Here is a 25,010-nt window from a genome sequence, read left to right as displayed (position 1 = left end):
GCGACAACCTGAAGTTCAACGTTGAGCTGATCGCCCCAATCGCCATGGAAAACGGCCTGCGCTTCGCGATCCGCGAAGGTGGCCGCACCGTCGGCGCCGGCGTTGTGTCCAAAATCATCGAGTAATCTTTCCTAAGATACTCAAGCAAAAGGCCGCTCAACAGAGCGGCCTTTTTTGTAGGCTATTCTAGTTCCGACGTTCCCAAAATACCCCAAATTTTGAAAATGACCAATTTTGTGCATACTGTAGACGGTAACGTGCACTCTTTTTAGTTGAGCTTGTTAATAGTGAACTGACACAACGACACATTTTGGGGGAGACTATGTTTCGTTTTTTAATATCGACTGCCTTGGCAGCATCACTTTCAATTCCAGCGTTCGCCGATGGCGTCCCAAGCGAGGCAGCGGCAGAGGGCAACTTTGCAGAGCGTCCGTTTTCTCCTTATGCGAATCGAAACTTTCCAGAACGACCACTCTGGGGGGATTCGCATCTGCACACTGGCCTCTCATTGGATGCGGGTGCATTTGGCAATACATTGCTTCCCGATGAAGCTTGGCGTTTTGCCAAAGGGGAGCAAGTTATCTCGTCGACGGGTCAGCCGGTTCGATTAGCGCGCCCGCTCGATTGGATGGTTTTGACGGATCACACCGATCTGATGGGTTTTGCCCCGGATCTTCAAGCAGGCAAACCTGGTGTGCTTTCTGACCCTAAAGGGCTGGAATGGTACGAGGGGTACTCGGCGGGCGGCGAAGAGGCCGGGAAGGCAGCCTTTGATATCATCACCAACTTTTCGCAAATGACGCTGCCTGAAATTCTGCTCGAATCCTACAGCCCCGGCGCGGATGCCTTTGCGTTCACGTGGGAGCACATTGTCATGGCGGCTGAGCAACACAATGACCCGGGCAATTTCACCGCCTTTATCGGGTTCGAGTGGACGAGCGTGCCCAAAGGCTTCAACCTGCACCGCAACGTGATGCTGCGCGATGGCCCGGTCCGGGCGCTGCAGATGGTGCCGCCGGTGACACAGCCGCCCTATGGCGACACGGATCCCAAGGCGCTTTATGCCTGGCTTGAAGAATATCAGGGTAAAACCGGCGGACGTGCTGTGGCTTTCGCCCACAACGGTAACCTGTCGAATGGTTGGATGTTCCCGACTGACGATACCTACCACGGCGGTAAGGTGGACGAAGACTATGTCAACGCCCGCGCCAAGTGGGAGCCGCATTACGAGGTCACCCAGATTAAAGGCGACGGAGAAGCCCACCCTTACCTGAGCCCCGATGACGAATTTGCCGACTATGAAAACTGGGATGTTGGCAACCTCGATATTACCGAGTTGAAAACAGAAGACATGCTGGCGGGGGAATACGCTCGCGAGGCGCTCAAGCAGGGTTTGATGCTCGAGGAAAAGTTCGGTGTGAACCCCTATAAATTCGGCATGGGTGGCGCGACCGACAGCCATACCTCTTTGGCGACGGCGGAAGAGGATAACTTCTTCGGCAAATCCGTCAGCGTGGAACCCTCTGCGACGCGGATAACGCACCCGTTCATTGCCAATGAACTGGGCGAGATCCCAGGCGATTTGCTTGTGGCTTCTGGCTACACGGCTGTCTGGGCATCCGAGAACACTCGTTCGGCAATATTTGATGCCTTCAAACGCCGCGAGACCTACGCAACCACCGGCCCACGTATAGGGCTGCGGTTCTTTGGCGGCTGGGACTTCAACGACGATGATCTACGCACCCGGTCAATCGCGGAAGCAGGCTATACGCGCGGTGTGCCGATGGGCAGTGACTTGCGCCCGCGCGAGGGAGAAGGTGCGCCAACGTTCATGATTGCTGCTCTGCGAGATCCAGTTGGGGCAAATTTGGACCGTGCGCAAGTGGTCAAGGGCTGGATGGACGCTGATGGCGCATTGCAAGAAAAGGTCTATGATGTGGCCTGGTCTGGTGACCGTGAACCAGATGGCAATGGCAAACTACCCGAGGTTGGCGATACCGTCGATCTGGACACCGCCAGTTGGAGCAACACCATCGGAGCCTCTGAACTGGCGACGGTCTGGAGTGACCCTGATTTCGATCCAGCCGAGCGGGCGTTCTACTATGTCCGTGTGCTTGAGATTCCGACGCCACGCTGGATTGTCTATGATCAAGTGCGTTACGGAATCGAATTGCCACCCGACGCCCAACTTGCCCACCAGGAGCGCGCCTATTCCTCGCCGATCTGGTACACGCCAGCGCAATAAGAGCCAAGGGCAGTTTATTTCTTGGAAAAGCGCCCAAACGGCGCTTGATTCCTCCGGCAAGGTGTCGTAATCCGAAGCCCGGCCTTAGGGGTATAGCTCAGCTGGTAGAGCGACGGTCTCCAAAACCGTAGGTCGCGGGTTCGAACCCTGCTGCCCCTGCCAAATTTTCAACAGACAACTATATATCGTAGAGTGTTTCTGCGGCATTTTGGCAGTGCTGGCTTCAATTGCATTGCTCCCGGGTCACTGGGGAAACAATTGCGCGATTTTCAAGTTAATGTATTGAAATCATGTAGTATTGCCGTAGTTTTGACAATTTACGCAATTCCGCCGCGATGGCGCCTTTATTTGGACATGATTGGGGCGCAACAATGACATGGTGTTCATGCGTTGGGGGAACGGCGCTTGTGCATACAATTTTAAATATACTTTATTAAAGAGAAGATCCGTGAACACACATACATTAAACTCGAAGACCGACTTGTCGCGATCTGACGGCATGTCCCGAGCAACCAGAGATGCGTTGGTGAATGACGCCCAGCGTATCGAAAAATCTGTCCGAAAATTTATGGCGCGGGAAAACCAGCCACTGAAGCGCGATTGCCTGCCCGAGTTGGAGCCCGCCAATCTGATTCTTGATGCGCAGCCTCCAAGAAGAGTTCGAAATCGCGCTGGCGGGCGCTCGATATTTAAGAAGGTCTTGCCCGCTTTTGGTCGATCTGACCCGAGGGAAACTGAAGCGGTCGATGCGTTCAAAACCTATGGCTGGATCATTCTATTGGCCGTGGTGATGTTTTTGCTACCCTTACTTATCCCAACTATTTTGTTGGTGACGTTCTGGGTAGCATTGATCGGGTATCTTTCCGTTGGTCCGCAGCGGTTTTCAAAATTTGTACGTAGTCGATGGCAGGCGCTACCGCGCCTTCGCTCAGTAACAACACGTATTCCTGAGCACCACGAGAAGAAGAGTGCGATCCAATCGAACGGGCTTGTTGTTCAGCGAGATTCAGTGCCCTGCAGTTCTCGCGATGCCTCTGAAAACTCAAGCCGGACTTACCGCAATCACGCAAAGGTGCCGCCCTTCGACCAGATCAAATCATCAGGACGCAGTTAGGATCATTTCTGGCAACAGTTTGTACTCAGGATAATCGCCAGCATCCTTTAGGCTTGAAATTCGCAGGCCCGCAGCGTATGTCGCGGGCCTGAACGTTTATATTTCCGAGAAAGACAGGCGCATGGCCCTCACAAATCCGCTTCAGTTTATCCAGCAGGTTCGCTCGGAAACCAGCAAGATCGTCTGGCCGACCCGCCGCGAGGTTATGCTGACAACTATCATGGTGTTGATCATGGCGATCCTGACGGCCATCTTTTTTGCTTTGGTTGATCTGGTGATCCGTTCGGGCGTGCAGGGACTCCTGGGCCTCTTCGGCTAAGGCGCGATAAAGAACGGCTTCCTCTTGAAATCGGGTGGAATTCGGGCTAATCCGCAGCTGATTAAGAAATGTGGCGCGTGGCGAATCAAGTTACGCGCCGATTTTTTGTTTCAGGTGGTCAGAGCTGATCTCTTTTAAGTCTCTGACATTAGGATGAAATTCTGCGCGATACGCGCAAGGCAAGGACGTAGGTCAAACATGGCGAAGCGGTGGTACTCGGTCAGTGTTCTCTCGAACTTCGAGAAAAAGATCGCTGAACAGATCAGAACATCAGTGGTCGAGAACGGTCTCGAAGACTCGATCGAAGAGGTCCTCGTTCCAACTGAAGAAGTGATCGAAGTGCGCCGTGGTAAGAAAGTCACCGCCGAACGTCGATTCATGCCGGGCTACGTTCTGGTGCGCATGGAAATGTCTGATCAGGGTTATCACCTGATCAATTCGATCAACCGCGTCACTGGCTTTTTGGGTCCTCAAGGCCGCCCAATGCCGATGCGTGACGCTGAAGTAAACACGATTCTGAACCGTGTCCAAGAGGGTGAAGAAGCGCCGAAGCTGTTGATCAGCTTCGAAGTTGGCGAAAAGGTCAAGGTCAACGACGGCCCGTTCGAAGACTTCGATGGTCTGGTCGAAGAAGTCGACGAAGACAACCAGCGCCTCAAGGTCACCGTATCGATCTTTGGTCGCGAAACCCCTGTCGAACTGGAATACACGCAGGTCACAAAACAGGGTTAAGCGCTTTACTAAGCTGCTCTGCGGTTGGGCGATTTAAGTCACTGCAGAGCGGACCGTCATCATTTGAGCCTGATGACAAAGTGCTTAAGCACTTTCTCTTTGATCTCCCAAGTTCCAGAAAAATCAGCCTCAATAACAAATGCGTCTCCGGGTCCAACTTCGTTGGGCTCGCCACCGTCTGGCGTTATCGTGATCTTGCCTTCCATCAAGTGGACGAATTCCCAAGCCGCATAGGTGGCGTGATACACCCCGGGGGTCGCCTCCCACCATCCACACATTAGACTTTCATCTTCTGAGGTGTATTCGATCCAGGTTGTCATGCTGGGATCGCCGCTCACCTTTTTCCAACCGTCTAGATCATCCAAAACGGGTTCCACTTGCCGATTGGCAATTTTCGAAAATGCGGGGTGTGGCATTCTTAAACTCCTCTTGTTGGCGAAACAAAGTATTTTCATACTGGGAATTAATTATTCATAATAATACAGGGATTGGAAACTAAATTTTCCGTACACTTCATATTCGCCAAAATCCGCCGTGTCATAGACTGTCTTATTGCCAGCCTCATCTCGCTCAGAATGGTTTGATCCGCTGAACGTTGCCCTTTATTTGTGCGAATGCTAGCGTCCTGTTCGGTAATCTTCGCGATACTCAGGTTTTAGGTCCGGATCGTCTCATCAATGAAAATCATCGTGATTTCGACCAACGCTGGCACCCACATGGGCGGCGAGGCAATCAAGGCCTACCAGTATTTTTCTTATCTGTTGCAGCAGGGCCAGGATGCCTATCTGCTCACACACGCCAGATGCTGTGCTGGGCTCGATGGCCATTTCCCGCCGGATCGTTTGATCTACGTCGAAGACGATGCCTGGCAGGCGTTCTTCTGGAAAAGCCGGATTTTGCGCCGATTTGTAGGCGATTGCTTTCATCTGGCCGCAGCGCGGTTGGTCAAAAGATTCGCGCCGTCAGGCTGTGTCCTGCACTATCTTTGCCCGATTTCCCCGATGATCCGCCGCCATCCACCTAAAGGCTACCGCTATGTGATTGGCCCCTTGTCGGGCAACATTTTCCACCCGCCTGCGTTTCGATCCCGGATGGCGCGTTCCGAGAAAATACAGCAGCGGATTTACAAGCCCCTGCAACGGCTGAACGGCGTTCTGTTCAAAGAGAAGAAAGGCGCACACCGCTTGCTTGTGTCAGGATATGAACGGACACGGCGAGCGCTGAAATGGTCCGGTGCAAACGAAGATCAGATGATGGATGTCGCCGACAGCGGGTTGGAAGAGTCCCTCGTGAAATCAGACCTGCCGGTCCATGAAGGTGTCAACAAACAATTCATCTTCTTTGGGCGGTTGGTCGAATATAAAGGCGCAGATCTTGCCATTCGCGCCGTTGCACAGACGACTCCTAGAGTGAACCTGACGATCTATGGCAAAGGTCCAATGCTGCCGGGTCTTAAGCAACTGAGCGCTGACCTGGGGCTGAAAGAATATGTCAAATTTATCGATTGGTTGCCGCATGACCAAATAATCGAGACCGCTGCGCGCTATCGCGGGTTCATTTTCCCAACCCTGGCCGAAGCCAACGGAATCGTCATGCAAGAGGCGATGATGCTGGGATTGCCTGTCGTCACGCTTAACTGGGGAGGCCCGCAAGGCCTTGCAAACCGGCAAGAATCAATCTTAATCGACCCCACCAATGAGCAAACGGTCATTGCCGACATTGCCACCGCAATGTCCGATCTCGCCCAGAACCCTGAACGTGCCAACCAGCTGGCTCAGGCCGCCCGTAAGCGGGCTGAACGACACTTCAGTTGGGACACGGTTGCGGCCTCCTGGCAAAAGGCTTACGAGGGGCTCTGAAGGGGGGCAGCCGGGGCGCGACCAACCCAGATCTATGACGCGCATTTTCACCTTAGGTCGCTTGCTTTATCCCTACAGATTGCTTAAACAGCACCGTCGCGATTCTCGCGATATGTGGGAGGGGCGCGCATCGCGATGTGCAAACCGGACCACAGCAACATGTAACCCCGCGGAACGCGTTCCAAGGGGGTTGGAAAAAGGAGAGGCCACATGGCCAAGAAACTCGCAGGTAAGATGAAGCTGCAAGTCCCAGCCGGACAAGCAAACCCATCCCCACCAGTTGGCCCGGCACTGGGTCAGCGCGGCATCAACATCATGGAATTCTGCAAGGCATTCAACGCCAAGACGCAAGACATGGAGCCAGGCGCCCCATGCCCAACCGTGATCACCTACTATCAGGACAAGTCCTTTGACATGGACATCAAGACGCCTCCTGCGTCCTACTATCTGAAAAAAGCCGCCAAGCTGAAATCCGGCGCGACCAACCCAGGTCGTGAAACCGTTGCTTCTGTTTCACCAAAGCAACTGCGCGAAATCGCAGAAGCCAAGTGGAAAGATCTGAACGCAAACGACGTAGAGCAAGCCATGAAAATCATTCAGGGCTCGGCACGTTCCATGGGCATCGAGGTGAAGTAAGATGGCAAAAGTTGGAAAACGTACAGCCGCCGTTCGCGAAGCCGCAGCTGGCAAAGAGAACCTGAGCATCGAAGACGCTGTCGCACTGGTCAAAGCCAATGCAACCGCCAAATTCGATGAAACCGTAGAAATCGCTATGAACCTTGGTGTTGACCCACGTCACGCCGACCAAATGGTTCGTGGTGTTGTTGGCCTGCCAAACGGCACAGGTAAAGACGTGCGCGTTGCTGTTTTCGCTCGCGGTCCAAAAGCGGACGAAGCGAAAGAAGCCGGTGCAGACATCGTTGGCGCCGAAGACCTGATGGAAACCATCCAGGGCGGCACAATCGAATTTGATCGCTGCATCGCCACACCTGACATGATGCCAATCGTTGGCCGTCTGGGTAAAGTTCTGGGCCCACGCAACCTGATGCCAAACCCACGGGTTGGTACAGTGACCGTGGATGTTGCAGACGCGGTGAAAAACGCCAAAGGCGGCGAGGTTCAGTTCAAAGCTGAAAAAGCCGGTGTTGTACACGCCGGTGTTGGCAAAGCATCGTTCGACGAAGCCAAACTGGTTGAAAACGTTCGCGCCTTCGTTGGTGCGGTTGCCAAAGCCCGCCCAGCCGGTGCCAAAGGCGCCTACATGAAGAAAATCTCGCTGAGCTCCACCATGGGCGCAGGCGTAAGCATCGACGTCTCAAACGCCGTTTCCGAATAAGCTTACACCTCAGTGTGAAATTTAAACCCCGGAGCGCGCAACCGCTCCGGGGTTTTTGTTTTATGGTAAGCCGTAGGGTGGGCAATTTCTGCCCACCACTGTCCCAACCCTTCGATAGTTGTTTCAGCAATGACATTCCTTCGCATCCTGTTCTCTCGTTTGTCTGATAGGTATTTGTCGCCTCAATCTGGCAAGCCGGTTCTGAACTTTCTCAAGCTCTCTGTCCAAATCGCAATTTTTCTAGCGGGACTGTCCATTGTGTATATGAGGTTCTCCAACCATTTCTAACCTCTGCACTCTTCCGTAGGGTGGGTGCCAACCCACCATTCTGATCTGAACGGATTGACACGGGGTTTCTGATTTAACACCGAGATTGCCGCGCAATCCTTACCTAATTCTGAGCTATGCGAACGCGTATCAGATGTCTCAAATTGAGCAGGTTTGGCCCCCGGTGGAGTTTCGTACAAAACTCTTGTTCAACTTTTACAAGTTGTACATAAATCCGGGGGGCGGGCGGCCCGGCAAAATCCGCAAATTACCCCTTGGAAATTCCTTTCAAAAGGCCTACATAACGGGCACGGAGTAAAGCGTGCGATTCGTCGTGCGCTTTATTTTGTTTCGTCCAAGACGGTGGGTGGCCTCAAATGGGGTCTTAATCTCCTGCCTGAGACGGGAAAGACCCAAGAATTACGAGGGCTTAGCTCTCGGGTGATTTTGGCTCCACCCCGTAATACGGACCCGAACGCCTCGGGTTAAACCGGGGCAGAACTGAGCCGGGGGGAGACCCCCAAATTTGGAGTGAAACTGTGGATAGAGCCCAGAAAGAGAAATTGGTCGACGAGCTCGGCCAGATCTTCGAAAGCTCTGGCGTCGTAGTGGTTGCCCACTACGAGGGTCTGACAGTTGCTGAAATGCAAGATCTTCGCTCTCGCGCACGCGAGTCCGAAGCATCTGTTCGCGTTGCCAAAAACAGGCTCGCCAAAATCGCCCTTGAGGGTAAGCCGTGCTCCAGCATTGCTGACTACCTTTCGGGCATGACCGTTCTGACTTTCTCGGAAGATCCTGTGGCAGCTGCCAAGGTCGCCGAGGGCTTCGCCAAGGATAACAAGAAATTTGAAATCCTCGGCGGTGCAATGGGTGAGAACGCTCTGGACCGGGCCGGTGTTGCAACCGTATCGAAAATGCCTTCGCGTGACGAGCTTATCGCTTCGATCGTTGGCTGTATCGGTGCGCCTGCTTCGAACATCGCCGGTGCAATTGGCGCCCCTGCTTCGAACATCGCGAGCATCCTTTCGACCATCGAAGAGAAGGCCGAAGCGGCATAACGCAACTGGAAAGAACCGCGTAGTGGCAAATGCCCGACGTTGGAACACAAATTGTAAAACGGAAAGAGCTGAACATGGCTGATCTGAAAAAACTTGCTGAAGAGATCGTTGGTCTGACGCTTCTCGAAGCACAAGAATTGAAAACCATCCTGAAAGACGAGTACGGCATCGAGCCTGCTGCTGGTGGCGCTGTCATGATGGCTGCTGCACCTGGCGAAGGTGGTGACGCTGCTGAAGAGCAGACAGAATTTGACGTAATCCTGAAGTCACCAGGCGCGTCGAAAATCAACGTCATCAAAGAAGTCCGCGCCATCACTGGCCTGGGTCTGAAAGAAGCCAAAGAGCTGGTCGAAGCCGGCGGAAAAGCTGTCAAAGAGCAGGTTTCTAAAGACGAAGCAGAAGACATCAAAGGCAAGCTGGAAGCAGCTGGCGCTGAAGTCGAACTGAAGTAATTCAGTCCGGGGTAACCCGGAAATTTAGGCTGGACCTGGGGGTTTCCCGGGTCCAGCCGAACCTGTCTTAGAAAGGGCTTTATGCCCCTGGATACCTCCAGTTGTATGGAGCCCTTTCTAAGGCGCGGTTTAATGATCGGGAGGCTTCTGGTGGGACAGGGGCCGGGAATGGATCAAACCCGCTGTCTCGGATGGTTACGGTGTCGGAGCCCGACGACATGCGTAACCGGTGAGAAATGAAAGGTGACATCGACCATGGCTCAAAGCTATCTTGGCCAAAAACGTTTGCGCAGATACTTCGGCAAAATTCGCGAAGTTCTGGACATGCCAAACCTCATCGAGGTTCAGAAATCCTCTTATGATCTGTTCCTGAAATCAGGCGATCAAGCCCAGCCGGCAGATGGCGAAGGCATCATGGGGGTTTTCCAATCGGTTTTCCCGATTAAGGATTTCAACGAAACCAGCGTTCTGGAATTCGTCAACTACGAGCTGGAAAAGCCGAAGTATGACGTCGAAGAATGTATGCAGCGCGACATGACCTACAGCGCGCCGCTTAAGGTGACCCTGCGTCTGATCGTGTTTGATATCGACGAGGATACTGGCGCGAAGTCGGTCAAAGACATCAAAGAGCAAGATGTCTTCATGGGCGACATGCCTTTGATGACACCAAACGGCACATTCGTTGTAAACGGCACCGAGCGTGTGATCGTTAGCCAGATGCACCGCTCGCCCGGTGTGTTCTTTGATCATGACAAAGGCAAAACCCATTCGTCCGGTAAATTGTTGTTTGCTTGCCGCATTATCCCATACCGCGGCAGCTGGCTGGACTTTGAGTTCGACGCAAAAGATATCGTGTTTGCGCGTATCGACCGTCGTCGGAAGTTGCCTGTTACAACTCTGCTGTATTCTCTTGGCCTGGACCAAGAAGGCATCATGGATGCCTACTATGACACGGTAAACTTCAAACTGAAGAAGAACAAAGGTTGGGCAACCAAGTTCTTCCCTGAGCGGGTTCGCGGCACACGCCCTCTGTTTGATCTGGTTGACGCCAAATCGGGTGAAGTGATTGCCGAAGCTGGCAAGAAAGTCACCCCTCGTGCGGTTAAGAAATTGATCGACGAAGGTGAAGTCACTGATCTTCTGGTTCCATTCGAGCATATCGTCGGCAAGTTCGTTGCCAAAGACATCATCAACGAAGAAACCGGTGCGATCTATGTCGAAGCCGGTGATGAACTGACGCTGGAGCGTGACAAAGACGGTGATGTCATTGGTGGATCCCTGCAGGAACTGCTGGATGCTGGTGTGACCGATATCCCTGTTCTGGACATCGATAACATCAATGTTGGGCCGTACATGCGTAACACCATGGCGGCAGACAAAAACATGGGCCGTGAAACCGCGCTCATGGATATCTACCGCGTTATGCGCCCGGGCGAGCCGCCCACCGTAGAAGCAGCTTCCGCTCTGTTTGACACGCTGTTCTTTGATAGCGAGCGCTATGATCTGTCGGCTGTTGGTCGGGTTAAGATGAACATGCGTCTTGATCTGGATGCACCTGACACGCTGCGCACCCTGCGTCGCGAAGACATCGTGGCTTGTATCAAAGCGCTGGTTGAACTGCGTGACGGCAAGGGTGACATCGATGATATCGACCACCTTGGTAACCGCCGTGTGCGTTCTGTTGGCGAGTTGATGGAGAACCAGTACCGCGTTGGTCTGCTGCGTATGGAGCGTGCGATCAAAGAGCGCATGTCCAGTGTCGAGATTGACACTGTAATGCCGCAGGATCTGATCAACGCGAAACCAGCTGCTGCCGCTGTCCGTGAATTCTTTGGCTCTTCACAGCTGTCGCAGTTCATGGACCAGACCAACCCGCTTTCTGAGGTAACACACAAGCGCCGCCTATCGGCCCTTGGGCCCGGCGGTCTGACACGTGAACGTGCGGGCTTTGAGGTGCGCGACGTCCACGCCACGCACTATGGCCGTATGTGTCCAATTGAAACGCCGGAAGGTCCGAACATCGGTCTGATCAACTCGCTGGCGACATTTGCGCGCGTCAACAAATACGGCTTCATTGAGACCCCTTATCGCAAGGTGGTTGAGGGCCATGTGACCGATGACGTTCAGTACATGTCAGCGACCGAAGAAATGCGTCACACCGTGGCGCAGGCCAACGCGACGCTGGACGAGAACGGCAACTTCATCAACGATCTGGTTTCAACACGCCAGTCCGGTGAATACATGCTTGCCCCACGCGAGAATGTTGACCTGATCGACGTTTCACCCAAGCAGTTGGTCTCGGTTGCAGCTTCGCTTATTCCGTTCTTGGAAAACGATGACGCTAACCGGGCTCTGATGGGCTCGAACATGCAACGTCAGGCGGTTCCAACCCTGCGTTCCGAGGCACCGTTGGTCGGTACCGGGATCGAAGGTGTTGTGGCGCGCGACTCTGGTGCGTCGATCATGGCAAAACGTGGCGGTATCATCGACCAAGTTGATGCACAGCGTATCGTTGTTCGTGCGACTGAGGATCTGGAGCTGGGTGACGCGGGCGTAGACATCTACCGTTTGCGCAAGTTCCAGCGTTCGAACCAGAACACCTGCATTAACCAGCGTCCGCTGGTGAAAGTGGGTGACACGGTTGGCAAAGGCGAAGTTATTGCTGACGGTCCAAGCACCGATATGGGTGAACTGGCTCTGGGTAAAAACGTGGTCGTCGCGTTTATGCCTTGGAACGGCTACAACTACGAAGACTCGATCCTGATTTCCGAGCGTATCGCACGTGATGACGTCTTTACTTCGGTTCACATCGAGGAATTCGAAGTCGCAGCCCGTGACACCAAGCTGGGTCCTGAAGAAATCACTCGCGACATTCCGAACGTCGGTGAAGAAGCGCTGCGCAACCTCGACGAGGCGGGCATCGTTTACATCGGTGCGGACGTTGAGCCGGGCGACATTCTGGTTGGTAAGATCACCCCCAAAGGTGAATCACCAATGACCCCGGAAGAGAAACTGCTGCGTGCGATCTTTGGCGAAAAAGCCAGCGATGTGCGTGATACTTCTCTGCGCGTGAAGCCAGGTGATTTTGGTACCGTTGTTGAGGTTCGTGTCTTCAACCGCCACGGCGTTGAAAAAGACGAGCGTGCCCTGCAGATCGAGCGTGAAGAGGTCGAACGTCTGGCCCGTGACCGTGACGACGAGCTGGCCATTCTGGACCGCAACATCTACGCCCGCCTGAAATCGATGGTTCTGGGCAAAGTGGCTGTTAAAGGTCCAAAAGGCGTCAAGTCGAACTCCGAAGTCACCGAAGAGCTGCTGCAAACCCTAACCAAAGGTCAGTGGTGGCAGTTGGCGCTGAAAGACGAAAAAGACGCACAGATCGTCGAAGCCCTGAACGAGCAATATGAAGCGCAAAAGCGTGTTCTGGATGCCCGTTTCGAGGACAAAGTCGAGAAGGTCCGTCGTGGTGACGATTTGCCTCCAGGTGTGATGAAGATGGTCAAAGTCTTCATCGCGGTGAAGCGTAAGCTTCAGCCGGGTGACAAGATGGCCGGTCGTCACGGGAACAAAGGTGTTATTTCCAAGGTTGTGCCGATGGAAGACATGCCGTTCCTTGCCGACGGTACGCCAGTCGACTTCTGCTTGAACCCACTAGGTGTGCCCTCGCGGATGAACGTTGGTCAGATCCTTGAAACCCACATGGGTTGGGCCGCACGCGGATTGGGGATCAACGTTGATGAAGCGTTGCAGGAATATCGCCGCTCTGGCGACCTGACACCGGTTCGTGAAGCCATGCGTATTGCTTACGGCGATGATGTCTACGAAGAAGGCATTAGCGACATGAGTGAGGACACGCTGATCGAAGCCGCTGGTAACGTCACCAAAGGTGTTCCAATTGCAACGCCGGTCTTCGACGGTGCGAAAGAGGCGGACGTGAACGATGCGCTGCAACGCGCAGGCTTCAGCGAAAGCGGTCAGTCAATCTTGTTTGATGGTCGCACTGGTGAGCAATTCGCGCGTCCGGTCACCGTTGGTGTGAAATACCTGCTGAAACTGCATCACCTTGTCGATGACAAGATCCACGCACGTTCCACCGGCCCATACTCGCTGGTCACACAGCAGCCGCTGGGTGGTAAGGCGCAGTTCGGTGGTCAGCGTTTCGGGGAAATGGAGGTCTGGGCTCTAGAAGCTTATGGCGCTGCATACACCCTGCAGGAAATGCTGACAGTGAAGTCGGACGATGTGGCAGGCCGGACCAAGGTGTACGAGTCGATCGTCAAGGGCGAAGACAACTTCGAGGCCGGTGTGCCCGAGTCGTTCAACGTTCTGGTGAAAGAAGTACGTGGCCTTGGCCTGAATATGGAACTCCTGGACTCGGAGGTTGAAGAGTAAGGGCGAGCCTATCGCCCCCTCCCAACTCTCTGACCGAATTCAAGGATTTGAAAATGAACCAGGAACTGACAAATAACCCGTTCAACCCGAATGCCCCTGCAAAGGTATTCGACGAGATCCGCGTCTCATTGGCCAGCCCCGAGCGTATACTCAGCTGGTCTTATGGCGAGATCAAAAAGCCGGAAACCATCAACTACCGCACGTTCAAGCCAGAGCGTGACGGCCTGTTCTGTGCGCGTATCTTTGGCCCGATCAAAGATTACGAATGTCTGTGTGGCAAATATAAGCGGATGAAATATCGCGGCGTTGTCTGCGAAAAATGTGGTGTTGAAGTGACGCTGCAAAAAGTCCGCCGTGAACGTATGGGCCACATCGAGCTGGCCGCACCTTGCGCCCATATCTGGTTTCTGAAGTCGTTGCCTTCGCGCATCGGCCTGATGCTGGACATGACACTGCGTGATCTGGAGCGTGTTCTTTACTTTGAGAACTACGTCGTGATCGAGCCCGGCCTGACCGACCTGACCTATGGTCAGATGCTGACAGAAGAAGAGTACATGGATGCGCAAGACGCGTATGGCATGGATGCCTTCACCGCGAACATTGGTGCCGAAGCGATCCGCGAGATGCTGCAGAACATCGACCTCGAAGCCGAGGCCGAGCAGCTGCGCGCCGAACTTAAAGAAGCCACAGGTGAGCTGAAGCCGAAGAAGATTATCAAACGTCTGAAAGTGGTCGAAAGCTTCATCGAATCCGGTAACCGCCCCGAGTGGATGGTTCTGACTGTGATCCCGGTGATCCCACCAGAACTGCGCCCGCTGGTGCCGCTGGATGGCGGTCGTTTCGCAACATCGGATCTGAACGATTTGTATCGTCGTGTGATCAACCGGAACAACCGTCTTAAGCGCCTGATCGAATTGCGTGCACCTGACATCATCGTCCGCAACGAAAAGCGGATGCTGCAGGAATCTGTTGACGCACTGTTCGACAACGGCCGTCGTGGCCGCGTGATCACGGGTGCCAACAAGCGCCCATTGAAATCGCTGTCGGACATGCTGAAAGGTAAGCAGGGTCGTTTCCGTCAGAACCTTTTGGGTAAACGGGTCGACTTCTCGGGCCGTTCGGTCATCGTGACCGGTCCGGAACTCAAGCTGCACCAGTGTGGTCTGCCCAAGAAGATGGCATTGGAGCTGTTCAAGCCATTCATCTACTCGCGCCTTGAAGCCAAGGGTCTGTCTTCGACCGTGAAACAGGCGAAGAAACTGGTTGAGAAAGAGCGTCCCGAAGTGTGGGATATCCTCGACGAGGTGATCCGCGAACACCCTGTCATGCTGAACCGTGCGCCGACGCTGCACCGTCTTGGCATTCAGGCGTTTGAGCCGGTCCTGATCGAAGGTAAAGCGATCCAGCTTCACCCGCTGGTCTGTTCGGCCTTTAACGCTGACTTTGATGGTGACCAAATGGCCGTGCACGTCCCTCTGAGCCTCGAGGCTCAGTTGGAAGCGCGCGTTCTGATGATGTCGACGAACAACGTTCTGTCGCCTGCAAACGGCGCGCCGATCATTGTTCCGTCACAGGATATGATCCTTGGTCTGTACTATACGTCGATCATGCGTGAAGGCATGAAAGGTGAAGGCATGATCTTTTCCTCCATTGACGAAGTACAACACGCACTAGATGCTGGCGAAGTGCACTTGCATGCCAAAATCAACGCGCGCATTCCCCAGTTTGATGGGGAAGGCAATCTGGTGTTTGAACGTGTGGAAACCACTCCGGGTCGTGTTCGTCTGGGCGCGTTGCTACCAAAGAACGCCAAGGCACCATTTAGCCTAGTCAACAAACTGCTGCGCAAGAAAGAAGTGCAACAGGTGATTGACACCGTCTACCGTTATTGCGGTCAAAAGGAGTCGGTTATCTTCTGTGATCAGATCATGACCATGGGCTTCCGTGAGGCTTTCAGAGCCGGGATTTCCTTCGGGAAAGACGACATGGTCATCCCAGACACCAAATGGCCAATCGTTGAAGAAACCCGCGGACAAGTCAAAGGATTCGAGCAACAGTACATGGACGGCCTGATCACTCAGGGTGAAAAGTACTACAAAGTGGTTGATGCGTGGTCGAAGTGTAACGATCAGGTCACGGATGCCATGATGGGATCGATCTCGGCTGAGCGCACAGATGAAAACGGCGCTGTCATGGAGCCAAACTCGGTCTATATGATGGCTCACTCTGGCGCTCGGGGCTCAGTAACGCAGATGAAACAGCTGGGCGGTATGCGCGGCCTGATGGCCAAACCAAACGGCGACATCATCGAAACACCGATCATCTCGAACTTTAAAGAAGGTCTGACCGTTCTTGAGTACTTCAACTCGACCCACGGTGCCCGTAAGGGTCTGTCGGATACCGCTCTGAAAACGGCGAACTCGGGTTACCTGACCCGTCGTCTGGTTGACGTGGCGCAAGACTGTATCGTTCGCGAAATCGATTGCGGTACCGACCGTGCGATCACTGCTGAAGCAGCTGTCAATGATGGCGAAGTTGTTGCTTCTCTGGCCGAGCGGGTGCTGGGTCGTGTGGCTGCCGAAGATATCGTCAACCCATCGACCGGAGAAGTTCTGGTTTCGGAAGGCCAGTTGATCGACGAATTGATGTCAGATGCAATCGATGTTGCCGCAGTTCAAACAGCACGTATCCGTAGCCCGCTGACCTGTGAAGCCGAAGATGGAGTGTGTGCAACGTGTTATGGTCGTGATCTGGCGCGCGGTACAATGGTCAACACTGGCGAAGCTGTCGGCATCATCGCGGCACAGTCGATCGGTGAACCTGGTACACAGCTGACGATGCGGACCTTCCACATCGGTGGCGTTGCTCAGGGTGGTCAGCAGTCCTACCTCGAAGCCAGCCAAGAAGGCACCATTTCGTTCGAAGGGGCGCAAACCCTTGAGAACTCTCGTGGTGAAACCTTGGTCATGGGCCGTAACATGAAATTGCGGATCATGGGCGAAGACGGTGCAGAACTGGCCAATCACAAAGTGGGCTACGGTTCGAAGCTGTTTGTCAAAGATGGCGACAAGATCGGCCGCGGCGACAAGCTGTTTGAGTGGGACCCGTACACCTTGCCAATTCTGGCCGAGAAGAGCGGTAAAGCGAAGTTTGTTGATCTGGTCTCGGGTGTTGCCGTGCGTGACGTGACCGATGACGCCACAGGCATGACACAAAAGATCGTGACCGACTGGCGCGCGGCGCCAAAAGGCAACGAGCTTAAGCCAGAGATCCTGATCGCCGATAACAATGGTGAGCCTGTTCGTAACGATGCAGGTAACCCAGTGACCTATCCGATGTCGGTAGATGCTATTCTGTCGATTGAAGAAGGCCAAGAGGTTCACGCAGGTGATGTTGTGGCACGTATTCCACGTGAAGGTGCCAAGACAAAAGACATTACCGGTGGTTTGCCTCGTGTGGCTGAACTCTTTGAAGCGCGCCGTCCAAAGGACCACGCGATCATCGCTGAAATCGATGGTTACGTGCGTTACGGTCGCGACTATAAGAACAAGCGCCGCATCAGCATCGAACCAGCAGACGAGACGATGGAGCCCGTCGAATACATGGTGCCCAAGGGTAAGCACATCCCGGTTGTCGAAGGTGACTTCGTGCAAAAGGGTGACTACATCATGGACGGTAACCCGGCACCGCACGACATCCTGAGCATCATGGGTGTTGAGGCGCTGGCGAACTACATGATCGACGAGGTTCAGGACGTCTATCGCCTGCAAGGTGTGAAGATCAACGATAAGCACATTGAGGTGATCGTTCGCCAGATGCTGCAGAAGTGGGAGATCTTGGACAGCGGCGATACCACGCTGCTGAAGGGTGAACACGTTGACAAGATCGAGTTCGATACTGCCAACGAAAAAGCTCTCGCCAAAGGTGGCCGTCCAGCACAGGGTGAGCCGATCCTTCTGGGGATCACCAAGGCGAGCCTGCAGACACGTTCGTTCATCTCGGCAGCATCGTTCCAGGAAACCACACGCGTTCTGACCGAAGCTTCGGTTCAGGGCAAACGCGACAAACTGGTCGGCCTGAAAGAGAACGTCATCGTGGGTCGCCTGATCCCAGCGGGTACAGGTGGTGCTACGCTTGATATGCGCCAGATCGCCCAGCAGCGTGACAACGTCGTGATCGAGGCGCGCCGTGAAGAAGCTGAAATCGCAGCAGCCTTGGCTGCCCCGTCTGCAGACGACCTGTCGGCAGCCGGCGACGATTTCGAAGCCTTCATGGATCAGGCCGAGAGCCGCGAAGACTAATCTTCGTTAAGAAGACCAAAGAAAGCCCCGCCAATTGGTGGGGCTTTTTTGCGATTACGCCACTGCACTAAGACGCGTTTTTGTTCCCGTTCCGTTGGTCCCACGTGCAGAACCTCTTGGTTCTTTGTGCAGCTTTGCCGCATTTGGCGCTCGCCAGCTTGAACCAGAACTAAGCTCTGCACAGCTGGCCTATATGAATATTTTGCTCCTACACCCGCCACACACCGCGATTGGAAGCCGCATTCCGCGTGAGAACCTGCCACCGCTTGGACTACTATCAATTGGTGGTCCTCTCATCGACGCTGGACATTGCGTTAATTTACTGAACGTAGATCCAGACAATCTGCCAATCTCGGATATTGTCGACGCAGTTGTCCACAAATCACCGGATGCCGTCTTGATCGGGCATTCCGGGTCAACGTCGGCGCATCCCACTGTGGTACAAATTGCCCGCCGTCTGAAACAGGCGCTGCCTGAGATCACGATCATTTACGGCGGGGTTTACCCGACATATCATTGGAAAGATGTACTGGAGGACTGCCCCGAGATCGACATCATCGTACGCGGCGAAGGTGAAGAGACCGTTGTTCAATTAATGGACGCCCTTCAGAAGGGGGCCTCATACTCAACTATACCCGGCATCGCATTAAGAGAAATAGATTCACCTAAAGCCACGCGCCCCGCTTCGATCATCAAGAACTTGGATACTCACCGCATTGGCTGGGAGCTGATCGATTTCGATGAGTATTCTTACTGGGGTGGCAAAAAGTCGGTAGTTGTACAGTTTTCGCGCGGCTGCCCGCATCTGTGTACCTATTGCGGCCAAAGGGGGTTCTGGACCAAGTGGAGACATCGCGACCCGGTTTTGCTGGCCAAGGAAATTGCATGGCTTCACCGAGAACACGGCGTGGAGCTAATCAATTTTGCCGACGAAAACCCGACCTCGTCACGTCGCCTGTGGAAGCAATTTCTGGAAGCGCTCATTGCGGAAGATGTCCCGGTGATTTTGATTGGATCCACGCGCGCGGGAGACATTGTTCGGGATGCAGACATTTTGCACCTTTATAAAAAGGCAGGGGTTTTGCGTTTTCTTCTTGGGGTGGAGGCCATGAGCGAAAGCACACTCGTGAAAATTCGGAAAGGTTCGACCCCGACAACCGATCAGGCTGCCATCAGGTTGATGCGCGAACACGGCATGATTGGATTGTGTACTTTCGCAGTTGGTTTCGAAGAAGAGACGGATCGGGACTATCTGGCCTTGATGCGACAACTGCTAAAATATGATCCTGATCAGATCATGTCGGTCTTTGCGACGCCACATCGCTGGACACCATTTTTCCACGTGTCAAAGGATCGTATGGTTATTCAACAGGACCTGCGACTCTGGGACTATAAACATCAGGTCATGGAAACACGAAATGTGCCAGCATGGAGGGTTTTCTTATGGGTGAAAGTCATAGAACTACGTTTGCAAGCACGGCCAAAGGCATTGTGGCGAACCTACTTTCATCCAGATCCGGCTATCCGACACGCCATGCGGTGGTACACACAAATGGGTCGGCGTGTGGCGGTGAAAGAAACATTGGATTTCTTCTTTCGTGAACGCCGGAGCAATGAACAAAAGGTAAGCCAATACCTGGGGGGAGAGAAGTCGTTCGCTGAGGCTGCGATGAGAAAAACCCTCTAAAACTCCTTTAGCTATTTATGTGCCGCCCCAGAAATGCGGACTATAGTGTCATTTCGCATCATAAATCGGGAACCCACAGCGAAGGCCCCGTACAATTTCCTGTGGAGCCAATTTTTTTTGCTTCTTGTGCTAAAGCTCATCACTTTGTTGTATTGGCCTAAAAGCACATGTTCTTTTGGCTCTGGCCAAGACAGTGTCTGGCCATGTTCAAACCCATGATTTTCCATGTAATCAATGATCTGCTCATCGGTGCACGAGACACCAATCAATCGCTTTCCCAAATCGTCATCACTGATCATCGCACCTCGCCCAACATCGACAAATTCTGACAATGTGTTCAACGGCTCAGAATTCAAAAGAGAATGGCACTGATGATACTCGTCTGGCAGATCCGCCGGGATTGCGGCCTCTTCTAGTGCATTGGCTGGTGCACAAGAGAAAATCAGCGCGACCATCAGAAATTGTGGGGAAACTTTCATCGCTAATCTTGCAGCGAGGAAGCAAACAAGACCTCTGCCGCTGCCTTCGCATCCTGTGCAGGGGTGTCCCCAAATCCCATGGCGGCCATGATGATGGCGCCTTCCTTCAGAATGATTAGTTGGCGGGCGAGTTGTTCTGGATTGGCTAGATCTGCACGTCGCGCCAGTCCTATCAGATGTTCCAGTAACAGTCGTTTGTGTTCGGATGATTGCTGATAGATCGGATTATCGGTTTCCTGAAACTCAGAGCTTGCCTTGATGAACATGCAGCCGCGAAAATCCGGCGTGTCGAACCATTCACCTAAAGCATCGAAGACGGCTATCATCTGCCCTGACGGGGTGTTGGACAGCTCTTCGATGCGTGCGTACAGCCATTCTCGGAAGCGTTCGTCGCGCAATTTCAGCACCGCCAGGATCAGGTCATCCTTGGTTTTGAAGTGCTTATACATAGACGTTTTGGAAACGCCTGTTTCAACAACCAGCATATCCATGCCGGTGGCATGAAATCCGTGGCGGTAGAAAACATCAAGTGCTTTGCGAACCAGCTCATCGCGCTTGTTGGGGCGCATTCAACGCTCCTTACTTTGTCAGCTTCCCTTCAGGGTAATGCACAGACTTTCAAAGTCTAGCCCCAGGTTGGGTGATAACGCCCGGCGGGGGACAGCGTAAAGATCTCAAACCCATCGGCGGTTACGCCGATGGAATGTTCGAACTGTGCTGACAAAGATTTGTCGCGTGTGACGGCAGTCCAGTCGTCTGCCAGTACCTTGGTTTCTGAACGCCCCAAGTTGACCATCGGCTCGATGGTGAAGAACATGCCTTCTTCCAGCACTGGCCCAGTGCCTTTGCGACCATAGTGCAGAACGTTTGGCGGGGCGTGGAACACGCGCCCCAATCCATGGCCACAAAAATCGCGCACAACGGACATACGCTGACCTTCGACAAAGGTTTGAATGGCGTTTCCGATGTCGCCGAAGGTATTGCCTGGCTTCACGGCCTCAATCCCTTTGAACAGGGCGTCGTGGGTCACCTGAACCAGGCGTTCGGATTTGCGGCTTAGCTTGCCAGCGACATACATGCGCGAGGTGTCACCGAACCAGCCGTCAACGATGACGGTGACATCGATGTTCAGGATATCGCCATCCTTCAGTTTCTTGTCTCCGGGAATGCCGTGACAGACCACATGATTGACGCTGATACAGCTGGCATGACGGTAGCCCTTGTAACCGATGGTCGCTGATTTCGCTCCAGCGGCATTGACCTTTTCTTCAATGAGCCGGTCTATCTCACCCGTGGATTGACCAACAAACACGTGCTCGGCAATTTCATCCAGAATACGGGCCGCCAGTTCGCCGGCTTTGTGCATGCCCGCAAAGTCAGCATCGCTGTGGATGCGGATGCCGTCGCGTGTCAGTCTGCCGCGGTGCTCTTCGTTCACGTCGAATCCTCGCCGAAGGTGTCAATCTTAGCCCTATGTAGGATGGATCAGGGCAAAGGGCCAGAGCGCGCGGTCACTCCACCGGCAGGCGGTTCCGGATCAGGATTTGCTGCGGAGAGATCGCGGTGTCGTATGCGATGCACTCCAAGCCGGCACCGCGTGCGCTTTGATATGCTGCGGCATAGGTGGGGTCGATGTCATCTGCGATAGTCACGGTCTCGCAATCTGTGCGCTGCACAAGGTAAAGCAAAACGGCGCGATGACCCTGATTCGCGATTTGTGTGAGCTCTCCCAAGTGTTTGGCACCGCGTGCCGTGACACTGTCGGGGAATTCTGCGACGCCGACTTGGCGGCTGAGCGTGACAGATTTCACTTCAACATATGCATCAGGCAGCCCGTCTTGCTGCATCAGGAAGTCGATCCGGCTGTTTTCGCCGTACTTCTGTTCGGGACGCACGGTTTCATATTCTGCTAGCTCAGGGATTTCCCTGTCCATTAGGGCCGCCCGCAGCGCACGGTTGGGCAGGCTGGTATCAACACCGGTGAAATGGCCGTTTTCATGATCAACCAACCGCCAGCCGTACTTCAGTTTCTTCTTCGGGTCGTCATTGGGCTCCACCCAGATCCGCATGCCCGGCTTGGCTAGCCCCATCATGGATCCGGGGTTGGCACAGTGGGCGGTCACTTCGCGCCCGTCTTCCAGCCGGATGTCGGCCAGGAAGCGTTTATACCGACGGATCAGCGTAGCGGGGATAAGAGGGGTTTGAAAGCGCATGCCAAGCGGCCTATACCGATCAGGACCGCCATTCAAGGAGTGCGTGATGCCCAACCCAACCGCCGCCATGCTTGTGATCGGAGATGAGATCCTATCGGGCCGGACCCGTGATGCCAACATGCATCATTTGGCGGCCGAGCTGACTAAGGCCGCCATTGACTTGCTGGAAGTGCGCGTTGTCAGTGATGACCCGGATGCGATCACATGGGCGGTGAAGGCGCTGAGTCAGACCTACACCCATGTGTTTACATCCGGCGGCATTGGGCCCACGCATGATGACATTACGGCCGACAATGTTGCCCGCGCATTTGAGCGCCCGATTGATGTTCGTGCTGATGCACGGGCACTGCTTGAGGCGCATTATGCGCGAACGGGATTAGAGATTAATGAGGCGCGCCTACGCATGGCCCGTGTCCCCGAGGACGCGACGCTGATCGGTAATCCGATCAGTGCTGCACCGGGGTTCACTCTGGAAAATGTCCATGTCATGGCAGGTGTCCCTAAGATCTTTGAGGCAATGCTTGCAGATCTTTTGCCCCGGCTGACGGGCGGAGATCCTATTTTGTCTCAATCGATCCAAGTGCTCCGCGGTGAAGGTGATATCGCGGGGCCACTGGCGGAAATTGCTGCCCGTTTCGATGCGCTTTCCATTGGCTCCTACCCGTTCCAGATGGACGGCCGGTTTGGTGCCAATATCGTTGTGCGTGGTCAAGACGGGTCACAGATTGATGCGGCCATGGCCGAGCTAAACAGGATTTTCCCGCAATGATGCCGACAATTGAGACGCTATACAAAGCGCTTGAACACACTTGGCCCGCCGCCAGTCACGCACAACTTGGGCCGTGGCAGATAAGGGATGGTCAGGGTGGCGGAAAGCGTGTTTCCGCCGCGACGCTTGTTGGGGATCTGGATCCTTCTGTTTTAGTGCAAGCCGAAAACGAAATGCAGGCGCTGGGGCAGGGAAAGCTCTTTATGATCCGAAAGGGTGAGGACGCATTTGATGCGCTGCTGGAGGAGCAAGGATATGAGGTCATTGATCCTGTAAACATCTATGTCGGCGACGTTAACCCGCTTGCTGTGCAGCCACCGCGTACCGCTAGCTTTGCGATTTGGGAGCCGATGGCGATCCAGGCCGATATCTGGAATCAAGGCGGCATCGGACCCGCGCGCCTGGATGTAATGTGGCGTGTAGAGGGTCCAAGAACATCACTTTTCGGGCGCGCCGACAGCCGGCCGGCTGCCACCGGGTTTGTGGCCGTGCATGAGGGTGTGGCGATGGTTCACGCGCTTGAAGTTCTGCCACGTCACCGTCGGTCTGGGATGGGCAGATACCTTATGCAACAGGCGGCTCTTTGGGCGCAGGATAACTGTGCGCGATATATTTCAGCAGTGTGTACTCAAGAAAATACCGGAGCCAATGGACTCTATGCCAATCTGGGCATGTCATTGGTTGGCGGGTATCACTACCGACAAAAACAGGAAACAACAGCATGACCGCGAGATCTGGGATGTCGCTAGTGTTGTTGGCTTTTTCAATATGTCGAATTGCACGGCTCAATCGGCTGCATTGCCGCGGCATTCAGACCGCTATTTGTAGGCGGGCCAAGTAGTGAAAGTCAGAAACGTTATAAAATCTGGGCTGGTTTGCGTGCTCTTCGCATCGGGGTGGCACGCGGACGCGCTTGAACTATCGATTCCGGGCCACGCCCGGCTCACGCATGAAACGCAATCAGAGCTTGATGACTATTCCTTTGCAGTAGGGTCTTATAATGGGCTCACCGTGCCATCGATAAAGAGCACTGGGCGCGTCGTGCGGCAAGCCTGGCGGTTGGAAGGGAGTGATTTAACGACCCTGCAGATACTGTCGCCGATTAGAGCGCATCTTGAACAACAGGGTTATCAAATGTTGTTTGAGTGCTCTGATGTTGAATGTGGAATCTTTGATTTTCGGTTTGGCATCTCAGTGCTTGATGCGCCTGAGATGTTTGTGGACCTCTACGATTATCGGTATTTATCTGCCCGCAAAACACATAACGAAACTGACGACGAATATGTGTCCATTCTTGTTAGTCGTAGCGGCGCCAATGGCTACGTTCAAGTTGTACATGCTGCACCACCAGATGTTGTGGTATCAATCGCGACAAGCGAGACTATTGCTTCACCCGAGGTACAAGAGGAAACCATTGCAACGCTTGTTGATCGGGGTCATGCCGTATTGGATGATCTGGAGTTCGAGAGCGGCGCGACAGCGCTCGGGGCAGGTCCTTATGCTTCATTGGCTGATCTGGCCCGGTATCTAAATGAGGACTCTACTCGACGGGTGGCTTTAGTTGGGCATACGGATACAACAGGCAGTTTAGAGGCGAATGTCTTACTGTCGCGCCAGCGAGCTGCTTCTGTTTTGGAGCGATTGGTGAACCAGTATGGTGTAGGTCGGTTACAGCTGGAAGCGGATGGCGCAGGCTATCTTTCTCCCGTCATGTCTAATCTGACTGCAGAAGGACGCGAGGCGAACCGACGCGTCGAAGCGATTTTGTTGAATACGGAGTAAAGAGA

21 protein-coding genes and 1 tRNA gene are annotated in these 25,010 nt (G+C 54.0%); 18 read left to right on the top strand and 4 right to left on the bottom strand.

The annotated features are described in order from the left end of the window. The 6 genes from ROA7450_RS07375 to nusG form a co-directional block, all read left to right on the top strand. Positions 1-125: EF-Tu C-terminal domain-related protein (locus tag ROA7450_RS07375; RefSeq protein WP_503128370.1), on the top strand; the 125-nt coding region annotated here is incomplete at its 5' end. Between the two features lie 197 nt (positions 126-322). After that, positions 323-2,245 (top strand): DUF3604 domain-containing protein, encoded by a 1,923-nt coding sequence (locus ROA7450_RS07370; protein WP_085805032.1) that lies wholly within the window; start codon positions 323-325, stop codon positions 2,243-2,245. An 86-nt stretch (positions 2,246-2,331) separates the two neighbouring features. Then, positions 2,332-2,407, top strand: a tRNA-Trp gene (locus ROA7450_RS07365). A gap of 196 nt (positions 2,408-2,603) precedes the next feature. After that, positions 2,604-3,359, top strand: a complete 756-nt coding sequence (locus ROA7450_RS07360) for a hypothetical protein (protein ID WP_143534388.1) — start codon at positions 2,604-2,606, stop codon at positions 3,357-3,359. A 121-nt stretch (positions 3,360-3,480) separates the two neighbouring features. Further along, the gene (gene secE / locus ROA7450_RS07355) at positions 3,481-3,678 is read left to right on the top strand and encodes a preprotein translocase subunit SecE (protein ID WP_085805030.1); all 198 of its coding nucleotides are present in this window, start codon (positions 3,481-3,483) and stop codon (positions 3,676-3,678) included. A gap of 198 nt (positions 3,679-3,876) precedes the next feature. After that, positions 3,877-4,410 carry a transcription termination/antitermination protein NusG gene (gene nusG / locus ROA7450_RS07350; protein WP_085805029.1) on the top strand — a complete coding sequence of 178 codons (534 nt, stop codon included), beginning with the start codon at positions 3,877-3,879 and terminating at the stop codon, positions 4,408-4,410. Positions 4,411-4,469: 59 nt separating this feature from the next. Here the strand turns inward: nusG and ROA7450_RS07345 are convergent, their stop codons facing one another. After that, entirely contained in the window at positions 4,470-4,826 is a 357-nt protein-coding gene (locus ROA7450_RS07345) for a cupin domain-containing protein (protein WP_085805028.1), read from the bottom strand. Between the two features lie 261 nt (positions 4,827-5,087). Here ROA7450_RS07345 and ROA7450_RS07340 point away from each other — a divergent pair, with 261 nt between their 5' ends. The 9 genes from ROA7450_RS07340 (at position 5,088) to ROA7450_RS21415 (ending at position 20,091) form a co-directional block, all read left to right on the top strand. Further along, positions 5,088-6,269, top strand: a complete 1,182-nt coding sequence (locus ROA7450_RS07340; protein WP_085805027.1) for a glycosyltransferase family 4 protein — start codon at positions 5,088-5,090, stop codon at positions 6,267-6,269. Between the two features lie 210 nt (positions 6,270-6,479). Next, the gene (rplK, locus tag ROA7450_RS07335) at positions 6,480-6,905 is read left to right on the top strand and encodes a 50S ribosomal protein L11 (RefSeq protein WP_085805026.1); all 426 of its coding nucleotides are present in this window, start codon (positions 6,480-6,482) and stop codon (positions 6,903-6,905) included. A gap of 1 nt (position 6,906) precedes the next feature. Next, a complete protein-coding gene (gene rplA, locus ROA7450_RS07330) occupies positions 6,907-7,605 on the top strand; it encodes a 50S ribosomal protein L1 (protein ID WP_085805025.1) in 699 nt (232 codons plus the stop codon). Positions 7,606-8,411: 806 nt separating this feature from the next. Continuing rightward, complete coding sequence (gene rplJ, locus ROA7450_RS07325) at positions 8,412-8,930, top strand: 50S ribosomal protein L10 (RefSeq protein ID WP_085805024.1); 519 nt, start codon at positions 8,412-8,414, stop codon at positions 8,928-8,930. Between the two features lie 74 nt (positions 8,931-9,004). Continuing rightward, positions 9,005-9,382, top strand: coding sequence for a 50S ribosomal protein L7/L12 (gene rplL / locus ROA7450_RS07320; protein ID WP_085805068.1), 378 nt, complete (start codon positions 9,005-9,007; stop codon positions 9,380-9,382). 255 nt (positions 9,383-9,637) lie between these two features. After that, a complete protein-coding gene (gene rpoB / locus ROA7450_RS07315; RefSeq protein ID WP_085805023.1) occupies positions 9,638-13,774 on the top strand; it encodes a DNA-directed RNA polymerase subunit beta in 4,137 nt (1,378 codons plus the stop codon). 53 nt (positions 13,775-13,827) lie between these two features. Further along, positions 13,828-18,075: a DNA-directed RNA polymerase subunit beta' gene (gene rpoC, locus ROA7450_RS07310; RefSeq protein WP_085805022.1), complete on the top strand. Its 4,248-nt coding sequence runs from the start codon at positions 13,828-13,830 to the stop codon at positions 18,073-18,075. 193 nt (positions 18,076-18,268) lie between these two features. After that, positions 18,269-19,762 carry a magnesium-protoporphyrin IX monomethyl ester anaerobic oxidative cyclase gene (gene bchE, locus ROA7450_RS07305; protein WP_085805067.1) on the top strand — a complete coding sequence of 498 codons (1,494 nt, stop codon included), beginning with the start codon at positions 18,269-18,271 and terminating at the stop codon, positions 19,760-19,762. Positions 19,763-19,965: 203 nt separating this feature from the next. Next, positions 19,966-20,091, top strand: coding sequence for a hypothetical protein (locus ROA7450_RS21415; RefSeq protein ID WP_268808452.1), 126 nt, complete (start codon positions 19,966-19,968; stop codon positions 20,089-20,091). Positions 20,092-20,243: 152 nt separating this feature from the next. Here the strand turns inward: ROA7450_RS21415 and ROA7450_RS07295 are convergent, their stop codons facing one another. From ROA7450_RS07295 to sfsA, 3 genes are all read right to left on the bottom strand, one after another. Beyond that, on the bottom strand, positions 20,244-20,810 hold the full coding sequence (locus ROA7450_RS07295; RefSeq protein WP_085805020.1) for a TetR/AcrR family transcriptional regulator: 567 nt from the start codon (positions 20,808-20,810) through the stop codon (positions 20,244-20,246). Between the two features lie 56 nt (positions 20,811-20,866). Beyond that, positions 20,867-21,679 carry a type I methionyl aminopeptidase gene (map, locus tag ROA7450_RS07290; RefSeq protein ID WP_085805019.1) on the bottom strand — a complete coding sequence of 271 codons (813 nt, stop codon included), beginning with the start codon at positions 21,677-21,679 and terminating at the stop codon, positions 20,867-20,869. A gap of 73 nt (positions 21,680-21,752) precedes the next feature. Further along, on the bottom strand, positions 21,753-22,454 hold the full coding sequence (gene sfsA, locus ROA7450_RS07285; RefSeq protein ID WP_085805066.1) for a DNA/RNA nuclease SfsA: 702 nt from the start codon (positions 22,452-22,454) through the stop codon (positions 21,753-21,755). 46 nt (positions 22,455-22,500) lie between these two features. Here sfsA and ROA7450_RS07280 point away from each other — a divergent pair, with 46 nt between their 5' ends. The 3 genes from ROA7450_RS07280 to ROA7450_RS07270 all read left to right on the top strand — a co-directional run bounded on the left by ROA7450_RS07280 (position 22,501) and on the right by ROA7450_RS07270 (position 25,005). Further along, the gene (locus ROA7450_RS07280; protein ID WP_085805018.1) at positions 22,501-23,223 is read left to right on the top strand and encodes a competence/damage-inducible protein A; all 723 of its coding nucleotides are present in this window, start codon (positions 22,501-22,503) and stop codon (positions 23,221-23,223) included. Further along, complete coding sequence (locus tag ROA7450_RS07275; protein ID WP_085805017.1) at positions 23,220-23,948, top strand: GNAT family N-acetyltransferase; 729 nt, start codon at positions 23,220-23,222, stop codon at positions 23,946-23,948. The genes ROA7450_RS07280 and ROA7450_RS07275 overlap by 4 nt, the downstream gene beginning before the upstream one ends. A gap of 154 nt (positions 23,949-24,102) precedes the next feature. Then, positions 24,103-25,005, top strand: a complete 903-nt coding sequence (locus ROA7450_RS07270) for an OmpA family protein (protein WP_143534387.1) — start codon at positions 24,103-24,105, stop codon at positions 25,003-25,005. The last annotated feature ends 5 nt before the right edge of the window (positions 25,006-25,010 follow it).

The sequence above is a fragment of the Roseovarius albus genome (assembly GCF_900172335.1).
In the GTDB taxonomy this organism is placed as follows: Bacteria; Pseudomonadota; Alphaproteobacteria; order Rhodobacterales; family Rhodobacteraceae; genus Roseovarius; species Roseovarius albus.
The sequence above is the reverse complement of the archived record's forward strand: the minus strand, read 5'-3'. Positions and strand labels throughout refer to the sequence as shown.